Consider the following 13,161-nt stretch of genomic DNA (forward strand, 5'->3'; position numbering starts at 1 on the left):
TCTTTTTACAGGACGCCGGTCGATCAGGGATAATTCACAGGGCTCGACCATGCCGGGTCGTCGTGCTTCTCCCAGTAAAGTCCCATCAGCCGGCTGGTGACCGCGCCGACCGTGCCGTCAGCGATCCGGACGCCGTCGACCTCCGTCACCGGCATGATGCCGCCGGCGGTGGAGGTGATGAAAACCTCGTCGGCGTCACGTAATGCGGCAACGCTGACATTGGTGGCGGCGGCCGCAAGACCTTGTTCGATGCAAAGATCGAAGACGGTGCGCCTTGTGATGCCGGGCAGCACGCCAATGGAAGGCGTCGACAGTTTGCCATCCTTGACGCAGAAGACGTTGAAGCCCGGGCCTTCGGCGACATTGCCGTTGAAGTCGAGAATCAGCGCCGTCTCGGCGCCGCGGTCATAGGCATCGTAGAGGCCGCGCACCAGATCGAGCCAATGGTAGTTCTTGATCGTCGGGTCGAGCGAAGCCGGCGGAATGCGCACCTTGTCGCTGATGGCGACGCGCAGGCCGCGCTGCAACTGCTCGGCATTGGCAACCGAACCGAATGGCACGGCGAACGCCATAAACCGATTGATCGCCTGGCGCGGGTCGCGGCTGAAGGTCGGCGAGGCGCCGCGCGTGCACAGCATTTCGACATAGGCGGCGCGATGGCCGGACAGCGCCACGCAATTGTGCAGGATTTCTGTGACGCCTTCGCGGTCGAAAGGGATCGTCATGCGCAGCTTGTCCAGCCCGCCGAAGAAGCGGTCCAGATGCAGGTCGAGCCGGAAGAAACGACCTTTCCAGACATGCGCGGTGTCATAAGTGGCGTCGGAATGCAGAAAGCCCCAGTCCAGCACCGAGATCTTGGCTTGCGACATCGGCAGGTATTGGCCGTCAAGGAAAGCGACGCCCTCGGGGTAAGAATGTGGGTCGAGATGGCGGTCGCCGACGATGGGCAGTTGCATCTCGTTCATCGTCTGCCTCATTGGGACCTCCTGTCGCGCAAGGCGAGGTCAGCAGGCTAGCGGTGCTGGGCAGAAGGCATAGAGCCACCCGCTCGGCGCTGTTCGGCCTCCATGATGGTCTGAACGATACATTGGATTGGAATTGCCCTACCATTCCGGTTCTGCGGTCGCCGTGCTCGCGCGGAAATGACTGCGTTCAATACTCCTCGTCATCGGCATCGAGCAGACGTGTCGCGCGCCAGCGGGTGAGCACGATGTTGGTCTGCTCGATGACGAAGAAACGCGCCGAGTCGCGATCGTAACCTTCGGCCAGCAGTTTCTCGTAGTCGGTGTGCACGTGGCGGATATGGGCAATCGTCGCCAGCCACACGGCGATGCCCGGCGGCAAGGTCTTCATGTGGACCGCACCGGCGTCGGTGCGGATCTTCTCCATATCGGCATAGGGCGCCAGCGGCAGCAGTGCCGTCAGCGCCTTGGCGATGGCGCGGCGTCGGCCGGTCGGCGCCGTCATCGCCGGATCCGATCTGGCTCGTCGCGCCCTTCGATCATCGCTTCGGCAAAAGCGTCGGTCGAGGCGAAATAGGGTTTCAGGTCGATGACCGGCGTGCCGTCGAGCACGTCGATGGCGTCGAGATCGATGCGGCCGGTGTCTTGGTCGAGCCCAACCAGCCTGGCCACATGCAGCCCGATGGGGTTTGGGCGGGCAGGGGAGCGCAGCGAAAATACGCCTTTCGCTTCAGCCGCGTGACGCGGTTTCTGCACGATCAGGTCGCGCGGCGCATAATGCAGCCAGGACAGGATGATGACGTGGCTGGCCCGCTCCAGCCCTTGCAGGCCCTCGCGATAGGGCGCGTCGATGGTCAGCACCGCGGGCTGTCCGGTCTCGCGCGCGGCATGCATGTTCTTCGGACAGGTCTCCCGCGTTATCCATGGCGAGGCGATGCGGCCGATGAAGACGATACCGCCATCCGGAGGCATAGATGCCGGATCGTTGTTCAGCCTACGCTCGCCTTCGCGTTCCTCGAACATTTCACGCGATCCGGTCATTTCGCTCGTCTTTTTGTTGGTGCATGTCGTTACATCAAGACCGCGACATACTTTTAGGCGACACGCATCGAGAATCACGCATGCGGCATTTTCTTGTCCGGCAGCGACATAGCGCTTGCAAGGTTTTGAAAATCGACATAAACATATGTTTATATCTTTTAAAAGAGAATACGCTGATGCATGTCTCGCTCGACACCATGGTGGATACGTTGAAGGCGGCGGCCGAATCCAGCCGCTTGCGCATACTGGCACTGTTGTCGCGCGGCGACCTCACGGTTTCCGATCTTACCGAAATTCTCGGCCAGTCGCAGCCGCGCGTTTCGCGGCACCTGAAGCTCTTGCTGGAGGCCGGGCTGATCGGCCGCTATCAAGAAGGGTCATGGGCCTTCTTCCGCCTGTCGGACACGGATTCCGCACGTGACTTCGTCATGGGGCTGGTTTCCGGCATTCGGGGTGCCGATCCGCAGGTTGAACGCGACCTCGAACGGCTGGCCTCGGTGAAGCGCAAGCGGCAGGACCGGGCGGTCCAGTATTTTTCCGTGAACGCGGCGAGCTGGGACCATATCCGTTCGCTGCACGTGCCGGATCGCGCCGTCGAAGCCGCCATGCTGAAGCTGGTCGGCAAGCGGCCGTTCCAGTCGATGCTCGATCTCGGCACCGGCACCGGGCGGCTGCTCGAAATCTTCTCGCCACTCTACCGGCGCGGCGTCGGCATCGACATGTCGCGCGAAATGCTGACCGTGGCACGGGCCAATCTCGACAAGGCCGGCGTTTCAAACGCGCAGGTGCGGCAGGGTGATATCTTCGCGCCGCCGGTTGAGCGCGACGCCTTCGATCTCGTCACCATGCACCAGGTGCTGCATTATCTCGACGATCCCGCCCGCGCCATCCATGAGGCGGCGCGGCTTTTGCGCCCGGCCGGGCGCCTGGTCATCGTCGACTTCGCGCCGCACACGCTGGAATTCCTGCGCGACGAGCATGCGCATGTGCGGCTCGGCTTTTCCGACCGGCAGATCATCGATTGGTTTGCGGAAGCCGGGCTCGATCTCGAAGATGCCCAGGAGTTCGAGCCGCGCGGCGGTAACGAGGCCAGGCTCACCGTGAAACTCTGGCTTGGCCGCGACCGGCGGCTGCTGATCGCCGATCCTTCCAACGACAGCAAGCAGATAAGGGAAACCGCCTGATGAACCAGTTCCGCTTTTCCCGCCGCCCCGACATCGGCGACAAGGTCAGGGTTTCCTTCGAATTCTTTCCGCCGAAGACCGACGATATGGAGGCCAGGCTTTGGGACACAGTCACAAGGCTGGAGCCGCTGAAGCCGAAATTCGTTTCGGTGACCTACGGCGCCGGCGGTTCGACACGTGAGCGCACCGCCCGCACCGTAAAGCGCATCCTGACCGAAACCGATATTCCTGCCGCGGCGCATCTGACCTGCGTCGGTGCAACGCGCGACGAGGTCGACGCGGTCATCCAGGACTACAAGTCGATCGGCATCAACCGGTTCGTGGCGCTGCGCGGCGACCCGGCCTCCGGCGTCGGCGAACCCTATCGCCCGCATCCCGGTGGCTACGAGAATGGCGCGGAGCTGGTCGCCGGGCTGAAGTCGATCGCAGATTTCGACATCTCCGTCGCGGCTTACCCGGAGAAGCATCCGCAAAGCCCCGATTTCGCCACCGACATCGAGATGCTGAAACGCAAGGTCGACAATGGCGCGACGCGGGCGATCACCCAGTTCTTCTTCGATAATGATCTCTACGAGCGCTATGTCGAGCGCGTCCGCCGCGCCGGCATCTACATCCCCATTGTGCCGGGCATCCAGCCGGTTCACAGTTTCAAGCAGGTCGCGAACTTTTCCGCGAGGGCGGGCGCGCATGTGCCCGGCTGGCTGGCGGAACGGTTCGAGGGCCTCGACCGGGACCCGCAGACGCATGCGCTGGTGGCATCGGCGGTGGCGGCCGAACAGGTCATGGATCTGGTCGAGCGCGGCGTCGGCGATTTCCACTTCTATACGATGAACCGGGCCGATCTGGTCTTTGCCATCTGCCATATGATCGGCATCCGCTCGCATGAGGCGGCGGCCGCCGGATCAGCCGCTGCATGAGCCAGGCTCAACAACAAAAGGCCGGGAAAAACCCGGCCTTTTGAATTGGTTGGACTATTTGGGTGCTGGTCTTCCCCGCTTTGGCGGTCAGGGAAGGAAACCCATAATGAGGGCTCCGATAAAGGCGAACGCAGCACAGATCATCAATGCGTTGATAGGCCTCGTAAGTCCCATGACATAGCCTCCTCTTAAAGAGCTATGTCCAGGAGTCTAGTTTCATTTGTGCCACAGGCAAGCGGAAAATATGCTGCATTGCGACGTGATTGTGAAATTCGCGACCCGTCTTTTGCCGTTAGGCGTTGAAACTCCTAGGCAAAAACCGGCCTCAGACCTGTGAATAAATTATGGCGGTGATGTGTCTCTGTCGTGTCATGGCAGCGCCACCCCCGCGAAAGTCGAATCGGCTTTCACGCTACGGCGCGTCCAGTTGGACGCACGGCTAACGTCTTGCGAACAGTCGTCCGTCGATGGTGACGAGGCCAAGGGCGATCAGCACCACGCCGACGACTTCGAACAATTCGAGCCGCTCGCCGAGGAACAGGAAGCCGAGCAGCATGGCGCTGGCCGGCACGATGAGCGTGACCAGCGACGCGTTGGTGGCGCCGGCGGAGGCAACAAGGTTGAAATAGAGGATGTAGGCGAAGGCGGTGGACAAGAGCGCCAGCGCCAGCACCGCGGCCCAGACCGGCGGTGAGGCCGAGAACAGGCCTGCTGGACCATAGGTGAAGAGAACGATCGGAATCATGATGATGGTCGAGGCGGTCAATTGCCCGGTGGCGATGGCCGGCGAGGGCACGCCCTTGAAGCGGCGGGCGACCATCAGGGCAATGCCGTAGGACAGCGAAGCGCCGATCAGCGCGAATTTGGCCCAGACCGGGCCGCCGAGCCCGGCAAGCAGCCCGGGGCCGATCATCACAGCCGTGCCGGCGATGCCGAGCGCAATGCCGGCGAGCTTGTTCCAGGAAAGCTTTTCGTCTGATGTCAGCGCATTGGCGAGGATCAAAGTCCAGAACGGCGTCGTCGCGTTGAGCACCGAGGCAACGCCGGCGCCAAGCTCCGTCTGGCCGGCGAAGATCAGCGAGAAGGGGACGACGTTGTTGGTGAGTGCCAGCAGGAAGAACAGGCCGGCATGCGGAAGCGCGAGTCGGAAGGAGGGGCCACGCAGGCCGAGATAGGTATGCAGCGCGACCGCCGCGATGGCGACACGAAACAGCACCAGCACCAGTGGATGGAGTTCCGCCACCGCGATGCGGGCAAAGAAGAACGAGCCGCCCCAGATTGCACCGAGCAGCAGGAGCTGGCCCCAATCCTTGAGCACCATCGGCCCGCGTGATGCAGTCGCCCCGGCTATCGCCATGTGATCGTTCTCCCCCCAGACGGCCTGAATGCCAGTCGGTCAGGCGAAACGCATATCGGATCCGGCCACAAGGGCCACCCGAAACCTGATTGATGGCAAGCCTTCACGCCAAGACCTAGCTCCGCTGCGACAGCGCCGCGAGACACAGAATTGTTTTCATTAGCCGCTAGCTTGGATTAATTGTGCGCAGGCTAGGTCAAGGATTCGTCGATGCAGCGATTCGAAAATGCCCGCGAGGCGGCACTGGCGCTTCGTCCGGACGACCCGGTCTATTGCTTCCGCCCGCAGGTGCTGATCGCCGATGCCAAACAGTTCATGGGCATGTTCCCCGGCAAGACCGCTTATGCGGTCAAGACCAATGGCGAGCAGATCGTGCTGAAGACCCTGGTCGAGGCCGGCGTGAAGGCTTTCGATGTGGCTTCGCCGGGCGAGTTCGCCGCCGTGCGCGCGGTCTCTGCCGATGCCGAGATGCTCTACATGCACCCGGTCAAGGCACAGTCGGACATCAAGCTGGCGCTGGAGAAGTACGGCATCCGCGTCATTTCGCTCGACCATGAGGACGAGATCACCAAACTGACCCGCGTGGTGCGGGCGCTCGACGTCGATCCGAGCTCGATCAGTGTCTTCGTGCGGGTGCAGACCAAAGGGCATGCCGCCTACGAACTGTCGAAGAAGTTCGGCGCCGGGCCGGCCTATGCCATCGAACTCGCCGAGCGGCTGAACCGTACCGGCTACAAGGTCGGCCTGTGTTTCCATGTCGGCAGCCAGATCGAGGATCCCGACACCTATGAGCGGGCGCTTGCGTCGGCCGACTGGGTGCGCAACCGGCTGACCTTCGATATTGGCGGGCTCGATGTCGGTGGCGGTTTTCCCGCCGAATACGGCCATGATCCCAACCGCAAGCAGATCGAGATGCCGTCGCTCGGCCAGATCATGTCGCGGCTGTCCGGCGACCTGAAGGAATACCAGTTCGACCAGATGCCGCTGGTGGCCGAACCCGGCCGCGTGATCGTGGCGCGCTGCCTGTCGCTGATCGTGCGGGTGCTGCTGCGCAAGGGCAAGCGGCTCTACATCAATGACGGCATCTGGGCATCGCTGTCGGATTCATGGACGGGCAAGATCACCCTGCCGGCGCGCTTCATTCCCGATCCGGCAATCCGCTCGCGCAATGGCGAGGAAAAGAGCATCGTGCCTTTCAAGGTCTGCGGCGCGACCTGCGATTCCGTCGACATCCTGTCGCGGCCGTTCTGGCTGCCGGAAACCGTCGACACCGGCGACTGGATCGAGATCGGCCACATCGGCGCCTATTCGCTGTCGCTAAGGACCCGCTTCAACGGCTTTTATCCCGACACCTTCGTCGAGGTCACGACGCCCTTCGACGAGGGCGACGTGCCACAAGGGTTTGCGAGCCTGGAGACGATGGCGGATTAGCGAATAGCGAATAGCGAATAGCGAATAGGGAATAGGGAATAGGGAATAGGGAATAGCCAGTAGCGAATAGGGAAGATTTGCTGAGACAGCAGCAAGGAAGGACCACCTTCTATTCGCTATTCGCTATTCGCTATTCGCTAAAGCTTTGCCAATAGCTCCGGCGTCGGCCAGCCATCCACCGGCAAACCTAGCCGCATCTGCTCCTTGCGGATCGCCTCGCGGGTGTTGGTCCCGAGGATGCCGTCGACTGTGCCGACGTCGTAGCCCCTGGCTTCGAGCTTTGTCTGCAAAGCCTTCATTTGCTCGCTCTCGAGACCGGTCTCGGGATTGCGTGGGTCGAACTGTTTTGCTCCCGCCAACCGGGCGGCGAGATTGGCCGCGGTCAGCGCGTAGGTGAAGGACTGGTTCCACTCGAGATAGACGTCGAAATTGTCATAGGCGAGGAAGGCGGGGCCTTTGCGGCCCATAGGCAGCGCCAAGCCGGCCCTGAGGCCGTTGTCGATCAGCGGCGTGCCGTCGGGGTTGGTGATGCCCCATTGTGCCCATTGCGATAGGGGCAGCTTGTTGGTGCGACCGGTCTGGTCCCACGGCATGTCTTCGGGCACGCGGACTTCCTGGATCCAGGGCTCGTCGCGTTTCCAGCCACGCGACAGTACCTTGTTGGCGGTGGTCATGATCACGTCCGGCACACTGCCGCGCAGGTCGACCTTGCCATCGCCGTCGCCATCGACCCCGCGCGCCAGATAATCGGACGGCAGGATCTGCGTCTGGCCGATCTCGCCGGCCCAGGCACCCTTGACGTCGGCCGGCACCACGCCGCGATCGATCAATTGCAGAAGCGGCATCAGTTGTGGCCGGAACAGTTGCGGTCGGCGGCAATCATGGGAAAGCGTCACCAAGGCGCTCAACGTGTGGAAATCGCCCTGTACGGCGCCGAAATCGGTCTCCAGTGCCCAGAACGCGGCGATGATCGGCGCCTGGACGCCGAACTGCCGATCGGCGCGGGCGAAGACATCGGCGTATTTCGTCAGATTCGCCGCACCTTGCTTCAGTCGGTAGGCCGAGATCATGCGGTCGGAGAATTCGATGAAGGTCTGGGTGAAAACGCCCTGGGCGCGGTCACGTGCGAGAACCTTCTCGTCTATAGTGGCGTCCTCCAGTGCGTCGAGACCGACGGGGCCGATGCCAGCCGCCTTGGCTTCCACCGCCACGCCCTGCTTCCAGGCTTCGAAGTCGCCGCCGCATTCCTGCGCCATCGCCGGCAAGGCCGAGGCGCACAGGAACAGCGCCGCGAGGGCTTGAGAACGCAGTCGCATCAGCTTCCTCTCGAAACGAATGGGCATTTGTCGTGCTTCGCCGGGAAGCCCAACGCCCTGAATTGCCTGCGGTTGCACTCTTTACCGCTGCCTGTGTCGAAAAGCAGGCGGCAGCCCCGGTGTCAACGGTTCTTCTGCCGCAGCCCTTATTCCCGAGGCTTCGCCGCCATTGTGACGATGTCAGCGGGTGTTCTGCCGCAGCCACTTGTTCCAGGCGGCTTCGCTGCCGTTGAAGACGTTGATGTCGGACTTGCCGGTCATGCCCGGAACGATGCCGGTTCCAGTGTACTGCCAGAAGGTGAAAGGGTGGCTGCCATACTTTTCGCGCGGATGGCCGGCGACGGAGCGCAGCCAGTAGGGATACCCGCCGAAGCTCGCCAGTTCGTTATCGTCGAAGAAGTCGACCGAGGTGTAGATGATCGGCTTCTTGCCGTAGTGCCGTTCGACGATTTCGAGGAAGGTGGTCATCTCCGCGCGCACCGTGGCCGCGTCGGGACGCAGCTTGCAGGTCGGCGATTGCGGGTTCCATTCCATGTCGAGGACCGGTGGCATTGCCGAGCGATCGACAGGGACGTTGCGGATGAACCAGCGCGCCTGCACGGCAGCCGGGGTGCAGAAATAGTAAAAATGATACGCCGCGCGCGGAATCCCGTTGGCCTTCGTGCGCGCCCAATGCTCGTTGAAATAGTCGTCGAAACGGTCGCCGCCCTCGGTCGCCTTGATGAAGGCGAAGGAGATGCCGCTGGCCCTGGCCGCTGGCCAGTCGACCGAGGTCTGGTATTTGGAGACATCGGTGCCGTGGACAGCGTAGCTCCACGGCGCGCCGCTTTCCCATTCATGCGGCTTGGAATCGGCAAAGCGCGGCGCGCGCACGGCGACCGCCTGACTGTTCGACGCGGACGGCGACAGCGGCGAGAGGTCGTCAACGGTCGAACAGGCGCCAAGCAGTGTCAGCACGAAAAGGACCGCAAGACGGCGCATCGCAACTCCCGAGCCGGATTCAGCCGGTCGCTGATGGGTTTTGTTGCGGGTGGCCCCCTCGACTGGCCTCTCCGAGCGATCGCCCCACAGCATCGCCCCCAACCTATCCTTTGATCGCCGATCATGGTTGATAATCCGTTGACGGCGCTCGACAAGCCCCATGATTTGCGAAAGCAATGGCGGCAAATCGATGACGGAAGGGTCCGGCGAGGCCTGGGAGGAAAGAAAAGAAATGCGGATCGTCGTCAAGATCGTCAAATGGCTGCTTGGCCTGATCGTGCTGGCGATCGCCGCGCTTTTTGCCTGGCTTTATATCGCGCCGCCGGAATTGATCCGCGTCGGCTCGGGCTACTCGGCCAAGATCGTCTGTTCGAACGTCTTTATCGCCGGACGCAACGCGAATGAGGTGCTGGCCGTCGACGTGCAGGCGCCGGGGCACCCGCTGCTGCGGTTGATGCGGGTCTCGGTGGACAAGAACAGAGGAACGGTCTCCGCGGGCTTGCTTGGTTTCCTCGGCAAGAGCGTCGCCGTAGCCCGTGACGGGCTGGGTTGCGCTTCGGTCCCCGACGGCGATGTCGGCAAGGTGCGGCGGACGGCAATCCATGCGGCGTCCCCGGAGGTCAGCCAGAATGCGCTGTGGCCGGAAGGCGAGCGGATCGAGGCATCACAGGACCCGCTGATTGCCAAGTTGCTGGACGATGCGGCACTGACCGGTCCTGGGATGCGTGCGGTGGTGGTGGTCAAGAACGGTCGTGTCATCGCCGAGCGCTATGGTGCCGGTTTTTCGGCAAAGACGCCGTTGCTCGGCTGGTCGATGACCAAGACGGTGAACGCCGCCATCGTCGGCACGCTGGTCAAGGACGGCAAGATGACCTTTGCCGACAAGGGGCTGTTCGGGCCGTGGAAGGCGGACGGCCGCAGTGCAATCAGCCTTGCCGACATGATGGCGATGTCGAGCGGGCTGGAGTTCAATGAGGATTATGGCGACGTCGCCGACGTCACGCGCATGCTTTATCTGGAGCCTGACATGGCAGGCTTTGCCGAATCAAAGCCGCTGGCGGCCGAGGTCGGCAAGATGTTTTCCTATTCGAGCGGCACTGCGGTGATGCTGTCGCGCCTCTGGCAGGACGCGATCGGCGACAAGGCCAAGGCGCTGACGTGGCCGCGCACGGCGCTGTTCGAGCCGCTCGGCATGCACAGCGCGGTGCTGGAGACGGACGAGCAGGGCACCTTCGTCGGCTCGTCCTATCTCTACGCAACCGCGCATGACTGGGCGCGCTTCGGTCAGTTCCTGCTGCAAAGCGGGGTGTGGAACGGCAACCAAATCCTGCCGGCCGGCTTCGTCGACTGGATGCGGGAGCCGGCAGCCGCATCGAAAGTCTACGGCAAGGGCCAACTGTGGATAGAGGCTCCGGGCGATGAGGAAAACTCGGGCGCGGGCGTCGCCGCAGGCCTGCCAAAGGACACCTACTGGATGGAAGGCCATGACGGGCAGACGGTCGCCATCATCCCCTCTGAGCAGTTGGTGGTGGTGCGGCTGGGCCTGACTCCGGCCAAACTCGGCTACCGGCCGCAGACGATGGTGGGCGCGCTGGTGAAGGCGTTGCATTAGACTAGCGCGCCCGCAATTCTTGCTATGCAGCAGTCGCCAAAGGCTTGGCACGATCAACCCGCGCTCGCTCGTCGGGCGAGTTCATGACCTGCCAAAGGTCACTGCGGCGCTGGACGTTTAGCCAGAAATCCGGGCTGTTGCCGAACACCCGAGCCAGAATAAGCGCGGTCGCCGCCGTCACGTTGCGGCGGTCGTTGCACAATTCGTTCACATGTTTGCGCTGAACCCCCATCGCCTCGGCCAAAGCTGCCTGCGTAAGGCCGAGCGGTTGCATGAATTCTTCCGTGAGAATTTCGCCAACCGTTGCTGGCTTGCGTGCGGTCATCAACATGTTCTCACCTCACAACTGCCCCGCCTAACAGGGGAATTGGAGCACCATGCCTGCCCAATGGCAACATTCAGATGGCGCTCTTGATGACCGCCAGCCAGGTATAACCGCGATAAAGCGTGCGGAAACGGAAGCTTGCGCCGGTTCGCCGAGATTCCGATTCCAGAACCTCGCGCAGCGATTCACGCGGCGCGACATGGAATTTTTTGAGCCAGCCGCGCAGCAACGTGCGGAACCAGCGCGGCAGGCCTTCCTGCTGGCCGAAATCGACGACGTGCAGCGAACCGTTCGGTGACAGCGCGGCAAGCGCTGCCGATACCGTTTTTTCCCAGCCAGGGATCATCGACAGTGAGTAGGACACGAAGACGCGATCGAAGCGTTCGACACCGAAGAGCGCATCGGCATCGAAATCTGTGGCGTCTCCCCTTGCCAGCATGACCCGGCCGGACAGGCCTTCGCGCGTCATCGCGGCGCCGGCCGTCTCCAGCATTTCGGCTGAGATGTCGAGGCCGAAGAAGCGCGCTTCGGGGTATCTGCGAGCGGCGAGGATGATGTTGCGGCCGGTGCCGCAGCCGAGCTCAAGCACGTTGCCGCCGACCGGTACGTCCAGCCCCGCGATCAGCCAGTCGCGGCCGAGCAGGTAATATTTGCGGGTCAAGTCGTAGATGTGGCGCTGCCAGCGGTAGACGCCGTCCATCAATTCGGCATGGCTGGCCTTGAATTCCGGGCTGGCCGGCAGTTCGGTCGCGCTCACGCCGCACGCTTCACATAGAGGTGGAAGCCGCCATAGATGGCGGAGCGGTCGCGAGTCGAGAATTCGCGCGAAGCTTCATCCTGATAGACCCACTGGTCGAGCAGCGAACTAGAGACCCGGCCTGGCAACAGGCTGGGCTCGGCGGCGGTGCGGAAGATGATGCGGGCGCCGGCCGATGCGGTGCGGGTGATTTCCGCCCACAGCGCGTTGAGCTGTTCATCGGTCATCCAGTCCTGTGCATCGAGCAAGACGAAGCGGTCGACCGCGCCGGCATCCTTGCCGGCGAGGAATTCGATCAGATTGATATGGTGAATGGCGACGCGGTCGACATTGCCCCGGATGGTCTCGTAGTTCTGCCTTTCCAAATAGGCGGGCAGGGCGGCCTCGCCGGGGTTCGGATAGCGCCGCGCGAAGGCCTGCCAGGCGAAGTAGTTGTTCTCCAGCGGAAAATCGCAAGCGAGCTTTTCCAGCCGGGCCTTCAGCACGCTGGCCATGGTACCGTCGCCCGAGGTGATAAGCGAATCGTACTGCGCCGGCGGAATGCCGAGGCCGAACAGCGAGGCCTTGCGTGACGTCGCCCATTTCAAAAGCTTCTTGTCGAAGACCGGCGCCAGTTCCTCATGGAAGAAACGGCGCTGCTCGCCGATGTTGCGGGCCTGCATGATGCCGGCTGGGTCGACGCCGAAGAACTTTGCCGTGCGATGGCCCATGGCGATGAACAGGCCGAGCAGGCCGGTCTGGTAGAAATTGCGGTCGAAAACGGCGATGCGCCTGATGCCGCGCCAGTTGCGGCGCTCCCAGTAGTGACGGCTGACGGTATCGAGATGCGGCGCGATGAAACGGTCGTAGGCTTCCGAATTGTGGCTGGTGTCGGCGGCGCCGAAGAAGCGGAACAGGTCGCCTTGCGAAGGCAAATGGCGCACTGCCTCCAGCTTCATGCGGTTCAACGCGACATGGGCGGCATTGAGGTCTACGGCATCGATCCGTGCCGGCGAACGGGTGAGGTAGGCCAGGATATTGCAACCGCCCGACGCGATGGTGACGACGCGGTGACCCCGGCCAAGCTGCATCGCCTCCATGTCGACGTCGGGGTCTTCCCAGATCTGCGGATAGACGAGGCCGGAAAACAGGAAGGCGAACAGCCGCTCCGAAATGCCCGCCTTCGACAGTGGGCGGTTCTGGTAGACGGCCTTTCCCACTTCCTTGCCGCGGCGAAAAACCAGATCTGCGGAGACGTCCGTCATGGCAAGATGATTCCCCATTTGCTTTGCCGCAAGC

The 13,161-nt window shown here is 62.6% G+C and carries 13 protein-coding genes; 4 read left to right on the forward strand and 9 right to left on the reverse strand.

Annotated elements, in window-relative coordinates; translation table 11 throughout:
• Window positions 1-23: 23 nt before the first annotated feature.
• The 3 genes from NKJ01_RS16865 to tsaA form a co-directional block, all read right to left on the reverse strand.
• The gene (locus tag NKJ01_RS16865; protein ID WP_352729530.1) at window positions 24-977 is read right to left on the reverse strand and encodes a D-amino acid aminotransferase; all 954 of its coding nucleotides are present in this window, start codon (window positions 975-977) and stop codon (window positions 24-26) included.
• Window positions 978-1,152: 175 nt separating this feature from the next.
• Window positions 1,153-1,467, reverse strand: a complete 315-nt coding sequence (locus NKJ01_RS16870; protein WP_352729532.1) for a DUF2293 domain-containing protein — start codon at window positions 1,465-1,467, stop codon at window positions 1,153-1,155.
• On the reverse strand, window positions 1,464-2,003 hold the full coding sequence (gene tsaA / locus NKJ01_RS16875; protein ID WP_352729534.1) for a tRNA (N6-threonylcarbamoyladenosine(37)-N6)-methyltransferase TrmO: 540 nt from the start codon (window positions 2,001-2,003) through the stop codon (window positions 1,464-1,466). Before tsaA ends, NKJ01_RS16870 begins: the two co-directional genes overlap by 4 nt.
• Window positions 2,004-2,179: 176 nt before the next feature.
• On the opposite strand from tsaA, the gene NKJ01_RS16880 reads away from it, so the two are divergent.
• Both NKJ01_RS16880 and metF read left to right on the forward strand, forming a co-directional pair.
• On the forward strand, window positions 2,180-3,187 hold the full coding sequence (locus NKJ01_RS16880) for an ArsR/SmtB family transcription factor (RefSeq protein WP_352729536.1): 1,008 nt from the start codon (window positions 2,180-2,182) through the stop codon (window positions 3,185-3,187).
• Window positions 3,187-4,104, forward strand: coding sequence for a methylenetetrahydrofolate reductase [NAD(P)H] (metF, locus tag NKJ01_RS16885; RefSeq protein WP_352729538.1), 918 nt, complete (start codon window positions 3,187-3,189; stop codon window positions 4,102-4,104). The genes NKJ01_RS16880 and metF overlap by 1 nt, the downstream gene beginning before the upstream one ends.
• A gap of 439 nt (window positions 4,105-4,543) precedes the next feature.
• On the opposite strand, the gene NKJ01_RS16890 is transcribed toward metF, so the two are convergent.
• Complete coding sequence (locus tag NKJ01_RS16890) at window positions 4,544-5,461, reverse strand: DMT family transporter (protein WP_352729540.1); 918 nt, start codon at window positions 5,459-5,461, stop codon at window positions 4,544-4,546.
• A 210-nt stretch (window positions 5,462-5,671) separates the two neighbouring features.
• On the opposite strand from NKJ01_RS16890, the gene NKJ01_RS16895 reads away from it, so the two are divergent.
• Complete coding sequence (locus NKJ01_RS16895; protein WP_352729542.1) at window positions 5,672-6,892, forward strand: alanine racemase; 1,221 nt, start codon at window positions 5,672-5,674, stop codon at window positions 6,890-6,892.
• A 137-nt stretch (window positions 6,893-7,029) separates the two neighbouring features.
• On the opposite strand, the gene NKJ01_RS16900 is transcribed toward NKJ01_RS16895, so the two are convergent.
• On the reverse strand, window positions 7,030-8,208 hold the full coding sequence (locus NKJ01_RS16900; protein WP_352729544.1) for a lytic murein transglycosylase: 1,179 nt from the start codon (window positions 8,206-8,208) through the stop codon (window positions 7,030-7,032).
• A 180-nt stretch (window positions 8,209-8,388) separates the two neighbouring features.
• A complete protein-coding gene (locus tag NKJ01_RS16905) occupies window positions 8,389-9,189 on the reverse strand; it encodes a glycoside hydrolase family 25 protein (RefSeq protein ID WP_352604209.1) in 801 nt (266 codons plus the stop codon).
• Window positions 9,190-9,421: 232 nt separating this feature from the next.
• On the opposite strand from NKJ01_RS16905, the gene NKJ01_RS16910 reads away from it, so the two are divergent.
• Window positions 9,422-10,801 (forward strand): serine hydrolase domain-containing protein, encoded by a 1,380-nt coding sequence (locus NKJ01_RS16910; RefSeq protein ID WP_352729546.1) that lies wholly within the window; start codon window positions 9,422-9,424, stop codon window positions 10,799-10,801.
• Window positions 10,802-10,823: 22 nt separating this feature from the next.
• Here NKJ01_RS16910 and NKJ01_RS16915 read toward each other — a convergent pair whose 3' ends face one another.
• The 3 genes from NKJ01_RS16915 to NKJ01_RS16925 all read right to left on the reverse strand — a co-directional run bounded on the left by NKJ01_RS16915 (window position 10,824) and on the right by NKJ01_RS16925 (window position 13,127).
• Window positions 10,824-11,132 carry a HigA family addiction module antitoxin gene (locus NKJ01_RS16915; RefSeq protein WP_023813159.1) on the reverse strand — a complete coding sequence of 103 codons (309 nt, stop codon included), beginning with the start codon at window positions 11,130-11,132 and terminating at the stop codon, window positions 10,824-10,826.
• A gap of 67 nt (window positions 11,133-11,199) precedes the next feature.
• Window positions 11,200-11,883 carry a class I SAM-dependent methyltransferase gene (locus NKJ01_RS16920; protein ID WP_352729548.1) on the reverse strand — a complete coding sequence of 228 codons (684 nt, stop codon included), beginning with the start codon at window positions 11,881-11,883 and terminating at the stop codon, window positions 11,200-11,202.
• Window positions 11,880-13,127 (reverse strand): BtaA family protein, encoded by a 1,248-nt coding sequence (locus NKJ01_RS16925; protein ID WP_352729550.1) that lies wholly within the window; start codon window positions 13,125-13,127, stop codon window positions 11,880-11,882. Before NKJ01_RS16925 ends, NKJ01_RS16920 begins: the two co-directional genes overlap by 4 nt.
• Between the last annotated feature and the right edge of the window lie 34 nt (window positions 13,128-13,161).

The organism is Mesorhizobium sp. M0276 (assembly GCF_040321755.1).
Classification (GTDB): domain Bacteria; phylum Pseudomonadota; class Alphaproteobacteria; order Rhizobiales; family Rhizobiaceae; genus Mesorhizobium.